Origin of the sequence: Paenibacillus terricola (assembly GCF_014779765.1) — a bacterium.
Classification (GTDB): domain Bacteria; phylum Bacillota; class Bacilli; order Paenibacillales; family Paenibacillaceae; genus Paenibacillus_T; species Paenibacillus_T terricola.
Map to the genome: position 1 here is coordinate 452,670 of NZ_JACXZA010000003.1, position 16,487 is coordinate 469,156.

The 16,487-nt window shown below is 48.4% G+C and carries 17 protein-coding genes; 4 read left to right on the plus strand and 13 right to left on the minus strand.

Annotated features, from left to right (window positions below; genetic code table 11):
* Positions 1–20: 20 nt before the first annotated feature.
* A complete protein-coding gene (gene bglS / locus H8B09_RS14115; RefSeq protein ID WP_191204158.1) occupies positions 21–737 on the minus strand; it encodes a beta-glucanase in 717 nt (238 codons plus the stop codon).
* A gap of 208 nt (positions 738–945) precedes the next feature.
* Between bglS and H8B09_RS14120 the strand changes: the two genes are divergently transcribed.
* A complete protein-coding gene (locus H8B09_RS14120) occupies positions 946–1,287 on the plus strand; it encodes a cupin domain-containing protein (RefSeq protein WP_191204159.1) in 342 nt (113 codons plus the stop codon).
* Between the two features lie 56 nt (positions 1,288–1,343).
* On the opposite strand, the gene H8B09_RS14125 is transcribed toward H8B09_RS14120, so the two are convergent.
* Positions 1,344–1,796: a MarR family winged helix-turn-helix transcriptional regulator gene (locus H8B09_RS14125; RefSeq protein ID WP_191204160.1), complete on the minus strand. Its 453-nt coding sequence runs from the start codon at positions 1,794–1,796 to the stop codon at positions 1,344–1,346.
* A gap of 126 nt (positions 1,797–1,922) precedes the next feature.
* On the opposite strand from H8B09_RS14125, the gene H8B09_RS14130 reads away from it, so the two are divergent.
* Positions 1,923–2,366, plus strand: a complete 444-nt coding sequence (locus H8B09_RS14130; RefSeq protein WP_191204161.1) for a GNAT family N-acetyltransferase — start codon at positions 1,923–1,925, stop codon at positions 2,364–2,366.
* Complete coding sequence (locus H8B09_RS14135; RefSeq protein WP_191204162.1) at positions 2,366–2,992, plus strand: YczE/YyaS/YitT family protein; 627 nt, start codon at positions 2,366–2,368, stop codon at positions 2,990–2,992. The genes H8B09_RS14130 and H8B09_RS14135 overlap by 1 nt, the downstream gene beginning before the upstream one ends.
* Before the next feature lie 25 nt (positions 2,993–3,017).
* Here H8B09_RS14135 and H8B09_RS14140 read toward each other — a convergent pair whose 3' ends face one another.
* On the minus strand, positions 3,018–4,550 hold the full coding sequence (locus H8B09_RS14140; RefSeq protein WP_191204163.1) for a glycoside hydrolase family 43 protein: 1,533 nt from the start codon (positions 4,548–4,550) through the stop codon (positions 3,018–3,020).
* 76 nt (positions 4,551–4,626) lie between these two features.
* Positions 4,627–6,441: a family 43 glycosylhydrolase gene (locus tag H8B09_RS14145; RefSeq protein WP_191204164.1), complete on the minus strand. Its 1,815-nt coding sequence runs from the start codon at positions 6,439–6,441 to the stop codon at positions 4,627–4,629.
* Positions 6,442–6,602: 161 nt separating this feature from the next.
* Here H8B09_RS14145 and H8B09_RS14150 point away from each other — a divergent pair, with 161 nt between their 5' ends.
* A complete protein-coding gene (locus H8B09_RS14150; RefSeq protein ID WP_191204165.1) occupies positions 6,603–7,373 on the plus strand; it encodes a helix-turn-helix domain-containing protein in 771 nt (256 codons plus the stop codon).
* 81 nt (positions 7,374–7,454) lie between these two features.
* Here H8B09_RS14150 and H8B09_RS14155 read toward each other — a convergent pair whose 3' ends face one another.
* The 9 genes from H8B09_RS14155 to H8B09_RS14195 form a co-directional block, all read right to left on the minus strand.
* Complete coding sequence (locus tag H8B09_RS14155) at positions 7,455–7,868, minus strand: hypothetical protein (RefSeq protein WP_191204166.1); 414 nt, start codon at positions 7,866–7,868, stop codon at positions 7,455–7,457.
* A gap of 180 nt (positions 7,869–8,048) precedes the next feature.
* Positions 8,049–8,696 (minus strand): hypothetical protein, encoded by a 648-nt coding sequence (locus tag H8B09_RS14160; RefSeq protein ID WP_191204167.1) that lies wholly within the window; start codon positions 8,694–8,696, stop codon positions 8,049–8,051.
* Between the two features lie 149 nt (positions 8,697–8,845).
* Positions 8,846–9,511, minus strand: coding sequence for a hypothetical protein (locus tag H8B09_RS14165; protein WP_224753595.1), 666 nt, complete (start codon positions 9,509–9,511; stop codon positions 8,846–8,848).
* A 151-nt stretch (positions 9,512–9,662) separates the two neighbouring features.
* On the minus strand, positions 9,663–10,301 hold the full coding sequence (locus tag H8B09_RS14170) for a DEAD/DEAH box helicase family protein (RefSeq protein WP_191204169.1): 639 nt from the start codon (positions 10,299–10,301) through the stop codon (positions 9,663–9,665).
* 246 nt (positions 10,302–10,547) lie between these two features.
* A complete protein-coding gene (locus H8B09_RS14175) occupies positions 10,548–11,045 on the minus strand; it encodes a DUF1854 domain-containing protein (protein WP_191204170.1) in 498 nt (165 codons plus the stop codon).
* On the minus strand, positions 11,045–13,234 hold the full coding sequence (locus H8B09_RS14180) for an ABC transporter ATP-binding protein (protein ID WP_318152620.1): 2,190 nt from the start codon (positions 13,232–13,234) through the stop codon (positions 11,045–11,047). Before H8B09_RS14180 ends, H8B09_RS14175 begins: the two co-directional genes overlap by 1 nt.
* A 194-nt stretch (positions 13,235–13,428) precedes the next feature.
* A complete protein-coding gene (locus H8B09_RS14185) occupies positions 13,429–14,028 on the minus strand; it encodes a class I SAM-dependent methyltransferase (RefSeq protein WP_191204171.1) in 600 nt (199 codons plus the stop codon).
* Between the two features lie 100 nt (positions 14,029–14,128).
* Complete coding sequence (locus H8B09_RS14190) at positions 14,129–15,445, minus strand: glycoside hydrolase family 10 protein (RefSeq protein ID WP_224753596.1); 1,317 nt, start codon at positions 15,443–15,445, stop codon at positions 14,129–14,131.
* Between the two features lie 103 nt (positions 15,446–15,548).
* Positions 15,549–16,481, minus strand: a complete 933-nt coding sequence (locus H8B09_RS14195; RefSeq protein ID WP_397376076.1) for a carbohydrate ABC transporter permease — start codon at positions 16,479–16,481, stop codon at positions 15,549–15,551.
* Positions 16,482–16,487: the final 6 nt, after the last annotated feature.

Consider the following 16,487-nt stretch of genomic DNA (forward strand, 5'->3'; position numbering starts at 1 on the left):
TTGAAGCTTCGTTCGTTCGATTAGTTGCTCGTATATTTCACCCAGTCATAATACGCATACAGCGGATTGTTCCCGTTGTAGCTTCCGAGCCATGCATCTACCCCGGTTCCGTTCCACAAATTCATCATGATTTTGCCTGGCGTCTGCGGGATATTGGATGTAGCGGTATGCTTCAATACACCGTCCACGTACCATTTGATGTAGCCGGACTGCCAGTCGAATGCATACGTGTGATACCCTTGCGAAGCGTCGAAGCCGAGATTTACAATTTTCTCATGTCCTCCGACACCGTTGGTGTAGTAGTTAAATTGAACCTTCGTCGTATCTTTGCCGAGGAACTCGATGTCGATTTCATCCCACTGCGTTCCGTCGCTTGGGCCTGTGTACGTAAAGAAGGAAGAGACGATGCCCGTATTCTTGGCTGGCTTCATATTAACCTCATACTTGCCGAAACCATACTTATTCGTGGACCGATACTCCGCACAATCAAACTTATTGTAGGATGGGCTTGTGATTTTCAATTCCAGTTGGCCTGAGCTTGTAAAATTCACGTTATTCGCTCTCCAAGTGCAGTTAAACATATTTCCGTTGGAATACCCGTCTGCCTTCTGCCATGTCGCTGAATTGAACCAACTCATCGGCTCATTGAATACCCAAGCTGCTGACGCTGATGAAACAAGAACGATTGCCAATAACAATGATGCGATTGCCGAAATCCCGACTTTTTTACGTAACATAACACCATACCTCCTAATAGTAATTGAAATAGATTACAAGGTTATGCTACCAACTTATAGAAATGAAAGCGATACCAATAATTCAACTTCGATACCAATCAATTATCCTCTTTCTCTGCAAGGCATTGCGGAACGAATGGAATTGGCGTTTATGTTACAACACCTAGAGGTTATACTTGGACAAGACGTTAGAAAGGAATGATTCATGATGAAAACGAGCAAACATTCAGCCGAACACTACATATGGGGCGATAATTGTGACGGATGGCGTTTGGTGAAAAATCCGAATTTGAGCGTGATCCATGAACAAATGCCTCCTCGCACATCGGAAGTAAGACATTACCACGAGAAAGCTCAACAATTCTTCTTCATCCTGTCCGGAACGGCAACGATGGAGTTGAATGGCGAAGCGATTGTCCTAAACGCTCAGGAAGGTGTCGAAATCCCGCCGCTCGTCCCGCATCAGATGTTCAACAACTCCGATGAACCGGTTGAATTTCTTGTCATCTCGCAGCCAGCCAGCACGGGCGATCGAATCGTTGTGGAATAGCATGCATAAGAAAGGGCATCCCAACAATCAAGTTGGGATGCCCTTCATTATGCCTATCAGTATTCCCGCTTGTTCCCCTTCTTCACATACTCCCAGTCGACCTCAACATTCTTGCGTACTCGCTGCAAGAGCTGATGCAGTGTCTCCGCTTCCGCTTCGGATAATCCAGCCAACGCAACCGCGTTCGAATGATCGCCTTCTCGCTTCAGGATAGGGTAAGCTTGCGCACCTTTATCCGTTGTATAGAGCCTTTTAATCTTCTTATTTATTTCATCGTCTCTTTTTTCAATAAACCCTTGCATTTCGAGCTTCTGAATTGCGCGGGCCGCTGTTGTTCGGTCTACCTTTATCATTTCGGCAAGCTTCTCCTGAATAATGCCCGGGTTCTCATAGATGCGTACCAAATATAAATACTGGCCTTTCGTCAGATCGATTTCCTTGAACTCGATATTGCTTATGGAATCCAATGCCCTTGCGATCATGCCAACCTCACGAAGGATTTCCCTCATATTCCCACCTGCCAGCGATATATATTTTTGTTGCACTTGCAACATTTTACCCTATACTAAATGTAGTGCTGTTACTCATTATGACGGTTTTCACGAAGAAATAAAGCCTGGAAGGATTGAAAGCATATGAACTCAACAAGAATTACTTCACCGGAAGCGCTTGAAGCTGCATTCGCAATAAGAAAGAACGTATTCGTCGAGGAACAAGGGGTCCCGCTTGCTGATGAATATGATCAATACGATACGCTGCAGGGACCATGTGAACATGTTCTCGCTTATTACGATGGGAAGCCTGTCGGAACAGGGAGAATGCGTACCGTCGAAGGGATCGGCAAATTAGAGCGAATTTGTTTACTGGAGCCTTATCGTAAGTTTGGTATAGGGAAGAAGATTATCGCATCATTAGAGGAAATTGCAGTCGCGCGAGGACTTCAGAGGGTCAAATTGCACGGACAAACGCAGGCCCAAGGTTTCTACGAGAAGCTTGGCTATCAGGCTGCGTCAGAAATATTTATAGAGGATGGGATCCCTCATGTCTTGATGACGAAGGACCTCGCTGATACAAAATAATGCAGACGCACCGCGCATCAACCTTCGTCCTCTTCATCTGCGGCATTCTCATTCTAACCTTTGGCATTGCACTAACGATACAAGCCGATCTTGGCGTGTCGCCTTTCGATGCTCTGTTAGTCGGCCTATCCTCAAGTGTCGGACTTACGGTCGGAAGTTGGGAAGTGCTCATTGCCATCATCCTGATCGGCTGTAACGCTTGTCTAGCTGGACGGCGGCCAGAAGTACTAGGGCTGGCAACTGCCTTCATTACAGGCATCGGGATCGATGTATGGCTATTCTTATTGAATCATCTGGTCGAGCCTGAATTGATAGTTAATAAATTCATTTGTTTCGGCCTAGGCATGCTCATTATCGGCGCCGGTACATCCATCTACTTGCACGCGAACTTCGCCCCGATTCCTATCGATCGACTTACACTCGTTCTGCGCAAGAAAACAAGGCTTAATTTAGTCGTTGCACGAACCATCATTTATCTCGTATTCTTAATCGCCGCACTACTAGCTAGTGGACCAATCGGAATCGGGACCGTTCTCACCGTTTGTCTTGGGGGCATAATCCTGAACTACTGGATGCCGCTTACGCAGAAGGTGATGCGCACTGACAACATGACACAGAGCAGCTGAAATAATCAGCTGCTCTGCATTTTAACTAACCCAACACTTTATATTCGAAGCTGGAGAACGATGCCGCCCCGCCGATCTCTTTTGTCGAGAACAGGAACAAGCCGATGCGGCAGCCCATGAAATGGTCGAGCTTGTACAGCATTTTATGATTAATGCCCAACTGCTTCCATTCCTCGCCATCCCCATAGTAGAACGTGCAGACATCATTGTTGTTTACAAAATCACCGTGCGCCTTCAGCGTCACCTTATCTCCGCTAACCGGTATGCGAGCATACTCCGTTCCCGGAACGCTGTCCACCAGATTGCCGAAGATCGTTCGGTCTTCGCTGTCTCTCGCCAGCATGACCAGATACGTCTGACCCGCTTCCTTCGTCAGCGCGATCAAGCCATACATGCTGATCAGGAAGCAAATTCCGGCATAGTCGCCATCCTTCAGCTCGCTGCCGTCGAGCGTTACCATTGCTTCGCACGCAGGACCCATGGAGCGCTGCGTCAACGTGTTAACCGCATACGTCAGATTCGGGCTGAGCTGGCCCGATTGAATGCGGTATGACCCGTCCGCCACCGACCAGAGCGAATGATTCGGAATATGATTCCACTGCCAGAAATCCTTCAAACGAACTTTGCCTTCAGCATCCGGCTCATAGCAGAAATCGTCGCTGCCAACTAGCGGCTTATACTCATAGCCTGGACGCGTGCTCGGAATGTCGAGCGATCTCGGCGCTTCCTTCGCAAAGACTGGCCAATCGTTCTCGAACTGGAGCGGAACGAGCACTGGAATACGGCCAACCGCGCCGTGATCCTGGAACAACATCGCATACCAATCGCCATCCGGCGTATCGACGATGCCGCCTTGCGCGACGCCTGCATTGAAGTAACCCATATCATCGTTGAACACTTCGCCGCCTGTCCACTCTCCGTCCAGCGAATCCGCAACATAGCAGGCTTGCGTACGGCGACCGTTAGTCGCTGGTGTGATATGAATAAAGAAGGCGTAGTATTTGCCGTTGATTTTGTACAAATGCGCACCTTCATAACCGAGGTAATACTTGTCCTTCTCCCGCACAATAATGCGGTTCAGGCCATCCTTCTTAGGACCTGATAGGTCTGCCTTCAACTCCGTCAGATGGATATCCGCGTTGCCGTAGATCAGATACACGCGATCGTCGTCGTCGAACAGAAGCGAGCAGTCGTGGTAGAAGCCCTCAATATACTGTCTCTTCCACGGACCTTCAATGTCAGTTGCAGTGTACAGGTACGTCTTATGTGTATCGTTCGCAACGAAGATGACGTAGAACTGCCCCTTATGATAGCGAATCGACGCCGCCCACATGCCTTGGCTGTAGATCGACTTGCCGTTCTCGAGACGCTGGCCCGGCGTATCTTCGAGCACATCATACATGTGAGTCGCAACTTCCCAATTCATAAGATCATATGAGCGCAGAATGACGCCGCCCGGCATCATGTGCATCGTCGTGCTAACCATATAATACGTGTCGTCCACCCGGATCACATCAAGATCGGGATAGTCGGCCCAAATAATCGGATTTGGATGCATAGCAAGTTCTCTCCTTTATGACTTCCATGAAAGTTATATTTCTGCTTGTCACGCGATCAATCGCATCATGCACGTGTTACTTCACAACGACTTCAATCGTGACCGCCGTCAGCGCCGGATTCAAGTCTTTGTCTTCCGTCAGATCAAGCACAGGATATCCGTCTATGTCAAAATGGACGCGGCGCAGTCCCGAGCAGCGCGGCGCTTCAACGCCTGGTCTGCCGTGGTACACGTTCCATAGAACGCCGTCTTCATCCGTCACATAGGAATTATGTCCGGTTCCGAACTCTCCCGGAACGCTTCTCGACGTGAGGAGAGGGTAGTTGCCTTTCGTCCAGCTCCTCGGGTCCAGAAGATCTACATTCGTATCGACTGTCAGCAGCCCGACACAATAAGTCGCATCTACGGCCGCACTAGAAAACGTCAAGAAAAGCTTGTTATCCCGAATAATCGCGAACGGTCCCTCGTCAACAAATGTATGATTATTGGCCCAGCCGTAATCCGGCTTCGACAAAAGTACCGGATCACTAATAAGGCGCCATGGCTCCTTCGGATCAAGCTTCGCAATATAGATCCACGCCCCAATATCGACAGGCAGGAACTGACGCTCGGACCAAGCTGCATAACACTCGCCATTCAACTGAATGACGGTCATATCAAGCGAGATCACCTTGCCTGCCTCGCACAAGTATGAGCCGTCTTGCTTCACGACGCGCATCGGCTCGGACCAATCCGCAGCAACAGTTGGGTTGCCACCCTCGCGCAGCTTCATGACGTGACTCTCTTCATAGAAGAACTCACCTGTCGTTGCCGCATGGAAAATGTATAGGCTGCCTTCGATCGTATGAAGCTCCGGCGCCCACAGAAGTCCTTTGATAGGATTATATGTCTTCGTATCAAGAATAAGCGACTCCTCGGCATGCACGAGACCCGAGATCGAATCCGACACCCTAATGTACAGCGTCTGGTTATGATCCGCATCATTCGTAGCGATGAAGTAGTACTTCCCGTTCCACTTCGCAATGTTAGGATCGGCACGGTGCTCCATCGTTGGGAACGAGTAACGGTCTTGGTGAACGGTCCCCGAAACACGGTATGTACCTGGTACGTTCCAATTCACCTCGGCCGCCTGCCACTTTATTGACTTAGCTGCTGTTGTGCCGTCACTGTACACAGCCGTTGCACGAATAGCATTCAGCTCTTCTGCCGATGCTGCCGTTACTTGCTCCGGCACCTTCATCGCTACATTCGTAGGAACCGTCAGCCGGCATACCAGACGTTGCCCGATCTCTGCCGAGACGCTGATTGCATTGCGCGGAACGATTCCTTCAATGCTCGCAGACACGGAATCGTGTGCAAGCGCTTCCGCTTGTTCCGGAGCCGATGCGCCTGACAGGCTGAACAGATCCGCTAACACATTACGGTAGCTGTTGCCGTTCTCGTCCGTCCAGTGAATGATATACGTACCACTTGTCGCATCGTACAAGCACGCAACATCCTTAACATAGGTATCGCCCTTCAGGTCAATCAGACCAACCTCGTTATATTGCAGCAGATCGGCGGACGTAAACAATAGAACGGAGCCTTTGCTTTGCTCGTCCGGCTGTCCATCATGTTCAGTGCGTATAGCAACAACGCCGAATTTACCATCCGCTAATTGGAATAGGTAAGGACTCTTCAAGCTCTTCGCATTCATCGTACCGTTCTCGTTGTCTGTCGCCTTCGCGAATAAGACGCCGCTGTTATGATTCAGCGCTTCGTAGCGCTCTCCGTCTGCACTGTAAGCAAGATGCATGCTGTACGCGAGCTTGTTCGCGTAGATGATGTCTTCTTGAGGTTCACGTGTATAGCATAGAACATAGTTACGATCGTTTTTCATTTCTGTTATCATAGGGAATAGATCACCTTTTTTTTGATATTTTCTAATACAAATACAAGATGACTTCGCGGATTATCGTATATTTTACATAGAAATTATAGACTAGCGGCATCCGCCTCACAATGATCTATGATGATAGAAAATTGATCTATTCTATGATTGGGGAATGACATATGACCACCATCTATTATGTCGGCTATGGGTCCGATCACTCCGAAGATTTTGTATACGATATACCGGAAGGCCATGATTTCTGGCTGCTCATTACGACGCAAACCCCTGCCGTATTCTGGGTGGAGGGAGAGATTCGGGAGTATCCCGCCAATCACGCCGTCTTATATCCGCCCCATCAGAAAATCTATTACCGCGCCTGCACCGATACGTATGTGAACGATTGGATACGGTTCGATTCCTCCGAGTCCTATGTGACGGAGACGACACTGCCGCTCGGCGTTCCGATTCCGCTGACGGATCCTGAATACTGCCATGAGCTGTTTCATCTGTTGGCGGCCGAGAATTATTTCAACTACGATTATCGAGAACTGTCGATCGATTATTTGCTGCGCGTTTTATTCAACAAACTGCATGAAGCCTACCAGTCGAAGGAGCGAACGCCGCATTATCAAGTGCTGCTTGACCTTCGGAAGTCGATCTATCACAATCCCGGCGCGGAATGGTCGGTTGCCGCAATGGCAGAGCATGTTCATCTCAGTACAGGCTATCTGCAGGCCTTGTACAAATCGACCTTCGGTATTTCTTGCATGGATGATGTCATCCAGAGCCGGATCCGATTGGCCAAGGAGAAGCTTATCTACGGACCGCTCCGTATTGCCGATATTGCTGCACAGTGCGGGTACAAGAATGTTGAGCATTTCACCCGGCAATTCCGACAGATCGCAGGGTGTACGCCGCGGGACTTCCGTAAGAAGGGTGCATCTCATTGATAATAGAAACAGCGGCAGCCTTGGACCACAATAGTCCTAGACTGCCGCTGTTTTATTGAAGTAACGTTCCCCTTAGTGCAATCATCTATTTGGAACGACAGAGAGTTTATGTTTTGTAATATAATGCATTATATTAACCCCAGCATCCTGTAACCATTTTAATGATTTTTCATCATATCCATCCCATTGTTCATCCCAAACAAAATTAAAGTATTTATCTACGTCTACATACATCATGTCTCTTAAATAACCAACAAAGTTAGTATTAACTGTATCAGCAGTAAATTTTAAAGGGTCATCTTTTATTATCTGATCAATATCACCAATCTTTTTAAATCCAAAATCTAATAGTTCGTCAAAGATGTCTCCTTCTGCACCGTTGAAAGTAGCTTCTACTCTTCCAATTGTGATTAATCGAACAAGCTTTATTGATAAATAAGTTTTTAGAGACTCCTCGTCAATATTTTGGTCTAATATCTCAATATCGTTTGACATATCTCCACCTTTACACCTGCCGTTAATTCAATCGTAAAACCATTACACTCATTTCAACACAAATTGTAAGCATCCTGCCCGATAGCTTAATGAAAAAAGCAGTCGATCGTATAGACCAGCTGCCTTCGTGCTTCAATTTAAGCTATCGTTTCCCGTTAGCTTAGTCATATAATGGGCAAGTTATTGTAACGGTTTCCCATCTGGTTTCAAGAATCCACGCATTAGCTTATTGGATAGTGCCAAGGCTTCTTCACGCGTAGATGCAGGGGCAGATAACATCATTCCATTCTCAGAGTTCCATACGGTTTGAGGATCTCCATCTTTAGAATCGGGCTGTTGATCAGACGTTTTAAGAAGTAACGTGACTTGACTGAAGTCTTTGTTTGCGAATATGGAATGTGACTGATATATGTCGGAACCAATAGTAACTCCGCGTTTGTCATAAATAAAATAAGGGTACGATATCAAACCCCAGCCGTTATTGACGAAATGAATTTCCACCGTACGTTGATCCTGAGGCACTGGAATTTGTTCACCTACAATCTGAATCAACCCCTTAAATACACGCTCTCCTTTTAAGCTTGTATGCACCTTGCCATTAATAACAACAGTTGCAGGTTCAACCCCTAATTTCGCCCCTTCAGAACCTAATTGATACTTAACGCCTGCCAGCTCTAAATCAATGGTACGGGGGTACTTTACATAAATGATCCAAGCTACACCAATGATGATCACAATCAAGCTGAACGATACGATCCATCTTTTACAACCAGCCCCAAAAAACCTTTCAAAAAAATCGCGCTTAGGTTGAGCCTCCATTTTTACCATCCAATTTCCTTTAAATCCGTCATAATCAATCCTGTTTATTATGACGTATCTTATAGACTAAAGTTGCGCTAAACTGCCCGTTAGTTGAAAAAACGGCAGCTGATCGTTGGCCGGCTGCCGTCATGTCTGGATTGAGCTATAGTTACCTGTTAGTTGAAAAATTGATTGATTCCCGTCATCCCCGAGTCATTGGCGTAAGCTGAATATTCTTCAATTAACTGCACCCACACTTTATCGTTAACGACGAGGTCCCAATTGACATTTTCGTCACCGTTATGCGTTGATCCGGGCACTATATTCTTGGCAATCACAGACCATTGTTTGCTAATCTCATAGATGCCTTTTATTTTGTCGAATTGCTCCTCATTAAGCGTGATTGTTGACTTCGCTGGTGTGCAATCCCCGAGAACTCCATTTCCGATCAACTGCCTAGACAGAAAAAAATGAATATCCTGAGCTGTGTTTGCTGTTATATTGTTCGTTTGTATGTAATTCACCTTTTTTAAAGATTGTGATGTCTGAAGTAATTCCTGATATTCCGTGCCGATCGATTTAAAATCGTAACATAGAGTGGTCGCTTGACCAGGTAACATTTCTTTCTCGCCACTTTCCATGACTTTATGAAGGGTCTCATCGCTAATCAAAACGGCAGTCAATAAATTTGATAATGATTGAGCAATTTTTGCTGAAATGTAACGCTCATATCTTTGGTTTTCTCTTTGGTTTTCCTTAAACTGAGAATATGTGAAAATCGTTAAAACAACCAACAATACCATGCATATTGAGACAGCAATAAGAAGCCGTTTAATTAACATTCTCTCCCCCACATACCGACTCTGGACTTAAAAATTCAATACGCTTCACAGCATTGTTTCGAACTCATTCCGCTAATCTGCCCGTTCGTTGAACAGCCTGCTAGATTGACAGGCTGCGTTATTCACGTATCGTTTCCCGATAGCTTAATGTTTAAGGGGGCGTTGTCCTTAAGAAATTAATCATAAAATCAAACATTTTGAGAGTCATATCAGGTGATACACCTGGCGAATTTATAATCTGACTTCTAATATTGAGTAAGTTTCCTTCTATCGACTCTGCCTTAAATATTCCCGCAAAGTTGGGTACTATGGAGTTAAGTGCCTGGAAATATTTAATCTGAGGTTCTACAAGCTTGAGGTGTTTTTCGAATCCACTTCTACTTCTTGTTTTATCCGACTCTTTCCGTTTTCTAAGTTCTGATTCATCGTTCCATAAGACGATGTAGCAATGTGGAAAGGATATTTCATTTAAAAAAATCTTTTCACGGAAAAACTCTGCTTCATATTCAAACAATTTTTCGTCAAACCCATAAACCCAATCATACCAAAGCTTAAATACATCCCCATCCAGTAATATAAATTCATGTTCCTTGCTCTTCTCCAACGCGATTTGCCATCTTTTTATTTGACATTCAAGGAACCATTTCACAAGTTCAATACCATTTAAATTTGTTTGTCCGAAAAGGACCTGGGTTTCTTCTACAACATATGCATCATATATCTCAGCGAATGCCTTACAAGTTGTAGACTTGCCGACTGCACTGGTGCCTTCTAGGCAGATGATGGTCATATAAAAATCACCTCTATTGCAATATTATAGGTGGATATTACCACAATCCGATTATACCTCATATCTATTTTAACTACGCAATCCTGCCCGTTAGCTTAACAAATAAAAGGAGCAGTTGCCGCGGCGGCAGACTGCTCCTAGATAATTACTTTATTGATTTCTATGCATTATTAGCTGGAGCTCGAACTTCCCAATCCTACGATTATCTAATTCTACGATTACAAATCCTACAAGAAACCTTCTTCGCTACAGCACTTCCTCCAACTGTCGCCGGCTGTGCGCATCGAGCGCCTGCCAATCCGGAATCTCGCATCGCTTGCCATGCATATCGGTCAGGATGACGCGGCCTCCGCCGGGATATTGAAGATGCTCATGCAGGTTCCTCATGGCCATGCGGGTAGGACCGAGATGGGTTTGCAGCTCCCACAGCCACAGGTCGGATTTGAATTTGACGCTGTCCACGCGCGTCACTCGCGGAAGGAAATAACGGAATTGCAGCTCCTTCGTCAGCTCCTCCGCGCTTTCCTCGTTCAGCTCGTGAATCTCTTTCACGATGCCAAGCTCCTCATCCTTTGCGTTCCTTATCGAGATATAGGAATCGGTATATCGAAACGGAAACGCTCGATAGATGATCAGCTCATCATAGGGCTGGCCATCGACAACGCCCTGCAGCACACCGCCGTTGCCGCGGCTGAAGTAAACATCATCCGGCGACAGCATTCGAATATCATACTTATCCGCCATTAGCCTTCAACCCCCTTAATCTGCGACAGCTCCCGCTGTGCATCGACCAGCTTGCGATACACGCCTGCCTCCTTGGACAGCAGCTCCTCATGCGTGCCGACTTCGACGATTTTGCCGCGATCGAGCACAACGAGCCGATCGGCATTGCGAAGCGTAGACAAGCGATGGGCAATCGCGAATGTCGTCCGCCCTTGCACGAGGCGCGAGATGGCCTCTTGAATCTGACGCTCGGTCTCCGTATCGACGGAAGCCGTCGCTTCGTCGAGAATGAGAATGCGCGGGTCGTGGATAATCGCACGCGCGATCGCGACACGCTGCTTCTCGCCGCCGGACAGCTTATGTCCCCGCTCGCCGACGCGCGTATCGTAGCCATCCGGCAGCCGGACAATGAAGTCGTGCGCGTTGGCGATCTTCGCTGCACGCATAATTTCCTCTGGTGTAGCATCGGACTTGGAGTAAGCGATATTATCCGCGATCGTTCCATCGAACAGGAACGTCTCCTGCAGCACGACGCCGACCTGTCTGCGCAGATCGGATTGGCTAATATCGCGAATCGATACGCCATCGATGCGTACCGTTCCTTCGTCTGAATCGTAGAATCGGCAGATCAGGTTGATGAACGTTGATTTGCCTGCCCCTGAATGACCGACGAGACCGATCATTTCGCCCGCCTTCACCTGCAAATTGACATCCTTCAGAACCGGATGATGTTTCTCATAGCCATACGTTACATGTTCGAAGCTCACATCACCCTTAATGACGCCAAGCGGAACGGGATCATGCGTATCCGGAACTTCTGAAGGCGTATCCATAATTTCGAACACCCGATGCGCGGAAGCCATCGCACTGTTCGCCCAACTGATCATTTGACTGATCCATTGAAGCGGGCCGAACAACATGCCGAGGTAGGCAATCAGCGCCATCAGCTCGCCAAGCTGCATCCGGTCATGAAGCACATTACGGCCGCCGTAATACCAGATCAGGAGCGTCCCTATACCGGCGACAAAGCCGAAGATGGGAAAGACGAACTGCCATAGCCCCTCCATTCGGATATTGTTCCGAACAACGACACCGTTAGCCTCCTCGTAACGTGTCGTTTCCTCGCGTTCTCTGCCGAAAGCCTTGACGACGCGAATGCCTTGCAACGCGTCACCGACAAGCGTGTTCAAACGAAACGTCGAGCGCCATTGCTGATACCAGCGGCGCTCGATCTTCGGCCAGATCGTCATCGAGACGATGACCATGACCGGCACAGGCAGCAGGGCGAACAACGACAGCTTCCAATCCAAGCTAAAGATAATAATAAAGATTGCAACAATGCGCAGCACTTCGCCGCTCAGGTAGGTGACGCCGTCTGTCATGAACTGGCGCATCGCTTCGGCATCGCCGTTAACCCGTCCAATGAATTGCGACGTCTGCCTCCGGTCGAAGTAAGAGAGCGACAGTCGCATGAGCGATTTGTAGATATCTTTGCGCAGATCCCCCATTAACTTCGAACCGACCCATACGCCAATGAGACCGCGAATGGTTTGCATCGCGGATTGCAGCAGCATTGTGACGCCGAGACCAAGAATAAGCAGCAGCAGGGTCGAGCCCATGTCCTTCGTCTGCAGAACATCATCAATGATGACTTTCGTCAGATAAGGCGGGGCCAATTCAACGACGGACGTCATGATGAGAAGCAGCGCCGCGAAGCCCATTTGCATTTTGTACGGCTTCGCATAACGGAGCATACGCGCGGCCAGCTTGCTGCTCTGCATACAGAATGGGCACACCTTGGTGCCGTCCAGGAGCGGATTGCCGCACGACGGACAAGTGCGCGGGATGTCGCGCTCCGATACAACCGGCAATTCCTCTTGCTTCGCAAGGGCACTGATCAACTTGGCTGCGAACGAGAACGTCGAAGTTTGCGCAGCCGTATAACGAGCCACGACTACCGGTCCATCCTGCGTGTCGGCTACCAACATGCCTCCGCCGATCGCTCCTGCCGCCCTTGCATCTTTCACTTTGACAATCGGAAGCCGTACATTAGGCGCCTCCTCTTGTCCCCAGACTGCGACCTCCTGAGCGGTTACGGTCAACCATTGCTCGCCGAAACTTCCGTCTGACAGCAAATCGGTTCTCACGCTGAACAACACTTCATCCTTATCTTTGTTTCGGAGGTTCTGTGGTAATTGATCTTGGTTCACGACTCGCCTAATCCTCCTTACATCAGGACCTTTGAGCACGACATAGGGACTTTGCGCCCCGCGCAAAGTCCCTACGCTCTCAAAGTCACTCTGATTAGTTCTAGTAACCTGCCTGTGGGATTGTTTGACAGTTAACAACGAGTGTAACGCTCAATACCTTCACCAACAACCTGTTTAAATATTGTTTCTATCTATTATTTCTTCGAGCCCCTTCTAATCGTTGAGATATGGAACGGATAACGCATGAACGTCTCATGCCTCTCCAACTGCTCCATGATCGCGCCCCGATCTTCTACATAATGCTCAAGCCTGCTGACAGGCGATTGCTTCAAGTTCGCCATGAACATGAGACTTCCGCCAGGCTTCAGCAGTCGTAGACAAGCATCCAGACACTGCTCGAACTGTCCCGCTTCTTGGATGGTAGAGCCAATTAACGTTACAAGATCATAGGCGCCTTGAGGCAGCTCTGGATCGAAAACGCTCCGGTTCACAACCTCCGACGGATTCGGGTGTCCCTCTCGCTTCTGCCTATAGGCAAACAGCTCGCAGATGCCGGCATCGATATCAACGCTCGTCAGCCGTCCTTTCCCTTTCAACCAATAGCCAATATAATCATCCCAATCGCCGGTGCCGATTCCAACATTGCATACCTGCATCCCCTCCGTAACCGCGAACTCGTTCCTTACATACACGCGGGTCATGCACTCTGCATACAGATTGTCGGGCGACGCATTCCATTCACCTGCTTCAGGTCCCTTAAGCTCCAAATAAAAATTAAGCAGTTTCTCTTCCATTCCCTATCACTCCTATGGCGAACAAAAGGAGCAGGCGCGATTTCACTGCACGCACTGCTCCTATGCCGTCTGTATCTATCTTGTCCTCCTATTATAGGGACTATTGCGGTAATTTGGAAGGGTCAACAATCGCCCAAAATGCTTGTTTCGCATGCAGCTGTCGATCGAACAACAATGGAGCGTCCTTCCGAGTAACAGGGAACGTATCTAGCCAAGTATGTGCGTCTGTAATGCCCCAGAACATAACTCCGCTTATGATGTCCTTATTCGCCTTGAAGGCATCGAACAGCTCGCGGTACTTGTCAGCTTGATTTTTCAGTATATTCGCTGGGATGTCATCCCCATAGTCGGAGCGGTCATTCCATGCGTAAAGGCTCATGTCGAGCTCCGTGACAATGTTATCGAGCCCAAGCTCGGCAAACTTCTTCATGGAGTCGATAATCGCAGAGACGGGCGGCCCAGCAATGCTAATATGCGTTTGATGACCAACGCCATCAATCGGAACCCCTTTGTCCAGCATTGACTTCACGAGATCATACAGACGGTCGCGTTTCGTAACATCGTCCGTACCGTAATCGTTGATATACAGCTTGATGTCCGGACCTCCAGCTGCGCGTGCAGCCCGGAACGCCGTCTCGATGAAGTCAGTTCCCGTGATTTTGTACCAGTCGCTTGCACGCATGCCGTCCGGGTCGCCGGGTTCGATGACTTCATTCACGACATCCCACGACTTAATATCGTTCTTATAACGCGACACAATGGTACGCACATGGTTGTCGAGACGCTTCAACAGCAGCTTCTTGTTCGCTTCCCGCTTCTTCGGGTCGGTCTCGTCCGCCATCGGATTGCCGTCAGCGTCCTTGAAGAACCAAGCCCCGACTTGATTGTGCCAGACAAGCGTATGGAAGCGAAGCTGCATGCCGTTCTCCTTCGCGAATGCAACAAGCTTGTCCGCGTTGGTCCAATTGAAGTTTCCTTCAGAAGGCTCAATCGCGTCAGGCTTCATCGCGTTCTCGGCTACGAGCCAATTAACCTGTTTCTTGAGCAGATCCGCATGCAGACCTGTTGTCTCATTAGGTTCAATTGCTGCGCCTATCGGAAAATAATCCTTGAACACATCCTTGAGCGACGGGATGTCCATCTCGACGGATGGCGCAGGCGGTGGCTCTGCAGATGCTGCAGTCACATCTTTCTCTTCCTTCGCTGCAGCCGTTGCATCTTCAGTCGGCTTCGCAGCATCTGCTGCCGCTGCATCTTTCTTCGATGCATCTTCCGCCTGCTCTGACGCAGCTACCGCTGGCTCGTTCACATCCTTGCTGTGATTGTCCATTCGGTTAAGAAATAATAGAAGCGCTAGAAATACGGAAATAACGATTGCTGCAATGATGATTCCCATCCGTGCAATCGGATTGTTCAATGGAACCCATCCTTTCCCCAACTAAGCATCAATTATTGCGAGAAGCGCCTGCTAGAGGAGGCGTTATAGCCATCCCCAGCAAGGCGCTCCCCGTAATCCAATTTTATCCAACGATGCCTGTGCGTTCAATACTTTCAACGAAGTAACGCTGTACGAACAAGTAAATGATGACAAGCGGCAGAATCGCAAGCAGAATGCCTGTATCCTGCACCATGCTCATATAGAATGGATCCTTGTTTGTTGTTTCGCCGCCTTCCAACATAATCGATAGATTATGCGGAAGCGATGATAATTGCAGCGACATTACTTTGCTGCTCGTCAGATAAGTAGTGGTGAAGAAGCTGTCGTTCCACTGCCATACGAACGAGAAGAGCAGCACGGTCACAATCGCCGGAATCGCATTCGGAAGCATGATCCGCCAGAACGTGGTCCCCACTCCCGCTCCATCGATATAAGCCGCTTCCTCTACTTCCTTCGGAATGCCGCGGAAGAATTGCCGGAAGATGAAGATGTACAAGCCTGCCTTAAGCGAGCTTGCCGTCAGGGACGTCAGAACGAACGGCCAATACGAATCCAACAGGTTGATCGACTTGCCTCCCGTTAGCAGCGGAATAAGCCCTAACAGGTTGAAATCCTTCAAGTTCATATAGATCGGAATGAGTATCGTCGTTGGCGGGACGAGAATCGTCAGCACAACGCCGAAGAACAGCAGTCCGCTTCCTTTGAATTTCAACCGAGCGAAGGCATAGCCGGCGAGCGCGCAGGATGCCGCGGTCAGCAGCGTCGTCATCGTCGACAGCGAGAACGTGTTCAGCAGCGTATGCCAGTAGTCCATGATCGAGATGGCTTTCTTGAAATTATCCCACGAGTAATGCTCGGGAACATAGATGACGATCGGCGAATACAGATCGCTCTTATCTTTAATGGCTGTCGAGATCTTCTGCAGAATCGGGTACAGGATCACGAAGGATAACCCTGTGATGAGCACGAGTCGAACGATCGACCAGAGCCCACGCTTCCACGATTCAATCGACATTAAACG

Excerpts from the sequence above, each read along its gene's own strand:
- H8B09_RS14175 (WP_191204170.1), bottom strand. The coding sequence starts at position 11,045 with ATGGCGGATAAGTATGATATTCGAATGCTGTCGCCGGATGATGTTTAC.
- H8B09_RS14125 (WP_191204160.1), bottom strand. The coding sequence starts at position 1,796 with ATGAGGGAAATCCTTCGTGAGGTTGGCATGATCGCAAGGGCATTGGAT.
- H8B09_RS14195 (WP_397376076.1), bottom strand. The coding sequence starts at position 16,481 with ATGTCGATTGAATCGTGGAAGCGTGGGCTCTGGTCGATCGTTCGACTC.
- H8B09_RS14130 (WP_191204161.1), top strand. The coding sequence starts at position 1,923 with ATGAACTCAACAAGAATTACTTCACCGGAAGCGCTTGAAGCTGCATTC.
- H8B09_RS14155 (WP_191204166.1), bottom strand. The coding sequence starts at position 7,868 with ATGTCAAACGATATTGAGATATTAGACCAAAATATTGACGAGGAGTCT.
- H8B09_RS14140 (WP_191204163.1), bottom strand. The coding sequence starts at position 4,550 with ATGCATCCAAATCCGATTATTTGGGCCGACTATCCCGATCTTGATGTG.
- H8B09_RS14120 (WP_191204159.1), top strand. The coding sequence starts at position 946 with ATGAAAACGAGCAAACATTCAGCCGAACACTACATATGGGGCGATAAT.
- bglS (WP_191204158.1), bottom strand. The coding sequence starts at position 737 with ATGTTACGTAAAAAAGTCGGGATTTCGGCAATCGCATCATTGTTATTG.
- H8B09_RS14145 (WP_191204164.1), bottom strand. The coding sequence starts at position 6,441 with ATGATAACAGAAATGAAAAACGATCGTAACTATGTTCTATGCTATACA.
- H8B09_RS14150 (WP_191204165.1), top strand. The coding sequence starts at position 6,603 with ATGACCACCATCTATTATGTCGGCTATGGGTCCGATCACTCCGAAGAT.
- H8B09_RS14170 (WP_191204169.1), bottom strand. The coding sequence starts at position 10,301 with ATGACCATCATCTGCCTAGAAGGCACCAGTGCAGTCGGCAAGTCTACA.
- H8B09_RS14135 (WP_191204162.1), top strand. The coding sequence starts at position 2,366 with ATGCAGACGCACCGCGCATCAACCTTCGTCCTCTTCATCTGCGGCATT.
- H8B09_RS14160 (WP_191204167.1), bottom strand. The coding sequence starts at position 8,696 with ATGGTAAAAATGGAGGCTCAACCTAAGCGCGATTTTTTTGAAAGGTTT.
- H8B09_RS14165 (WP_224753595.1), bottom strand. The coding sequence starts at position 9,511 with ATGTTAATTAAACGGCTTCTTATTGCTGTCTCAATATGCATGGTATTG.
- H8B09_RS14185 (WP_191204171.1), bottom strand. The coding sequence starts at position 14,028 with ATGGAAGAGAAACTGCTTAATTTTTATTTGGAGCTTAAGGGACCTGAA.